1 protein-coding gene is annotated in these 1,037 nt (G+C 66.6%); it reads right to left on the reverse strand.

Going from position 1 to position 1,037, the window contains the following annotated elements:
- Positions 1–26: 26 nt before the first annotated feature.
- Positions 27–878 carry an SMP-30/gluconolactonase/LRE family protein gene (locus B2585_RS17015; protein WP_292025130.1) on the reverse strand — a complete coding sequence of 284 codons (852 nt, stop codon included), beginning with the start codon at positions 876–878 and terminating at the stop codon, positions 27–29.
- Positions 879–1,037 lie beyond the last annotated feature (159 nt).

Genomic DNA, 1,037 nt, shown 5'->3' on the forward strand with positions numbered 1-1,037 from the left:
CGCGGGCGCAGCCCGCGGCGACACCCTCAGTTCACCGGCATCGCCATGACCTTGCCGCCCTGAAGGAACGGGACGAGCACCATCTCGCCCATCATCCCGATATCCCCGGCGCCCGGCTCGGTGGTCGCGAGCGTCTCCAGCCCTTCCCCGTCATAAGCCACGATCTCGCCGGTCGGGTTGTCGGAAAAGATCAGCTTCCCGCCGATCTCGACGATCCCGTCGATCGCGCCGGTCTCCTCGGCCCCCGGCAGCGTCGTCACCTCGGCAGACCCGTAATCGACCGCGTAAAGCTGCCCGGCCCCGTTGATCTGGCCCTGCTCCATGAGCCATTCCTCGCCCATCGAGCCGACGACCAGCCGGTCGTCCTGCGCCCAGATCCCGTTGGGCAGCGCCATGGTGCCCGCCGGCACGAACACCTCGGCCGCCCCGTCCATCACCTTGTAGACGGCCCCGCCGAACATGTCGGTGACATAGACGGCCCCGTCCGAACCGATCGCCACATCATTGGGGAACATCGCCCCCTCAAGCGTGATCGTCTCGTCCACGGCCCCGCCGGCGATATCGACGACATGAAGGCCCATGGCATCGGCGACATAAAGCTTGCCATCCATCGCGGCCATGCCCTTGGGGTCCATCAGCCCGGTCACCCAGTCCTTCTGCACCATCTCCCCGCCCGGCGAGACAAGCGACAGGTAGCCGTCCATCCCCCCGTCCGGCCCGAAGGTCGCGATATTGGACACGACGATCTGGTCCGTCCCGGCCTCGTAATAGGCCGACTCCGGCGTCTCGAACCCCTCGAGCGTCCATCCGCCCTCATGCCCCGCCGCACCAGCCACACCGGCCAGTCCCGCGAGTACACCTGCAAGCACGTATTTCATCTGATCCTCCCTTGGATTGCGCCCCAAAGGTGAAGCCGCCCGCCCCCGCACACCATCAATATCGGGCATAGGCGGCAGCAATCCGCGCGCGTCTTTCCGGTCTGACAATATCCTCGGGGGAGGTTTGGAGGGGGCAGACAGCCCCCTCCAACGGGTCGG

The organism is Maritimibacter sp. UBA3975 (genome assembly GCF_002384975.1).
In the GTDB taxonomy this organism is placed as follows: Bacteria; Pseudomonadota; Alphaproteobacteria; order Rhodobacterales; family Rhodobacteraceae; genus Maritimibacter.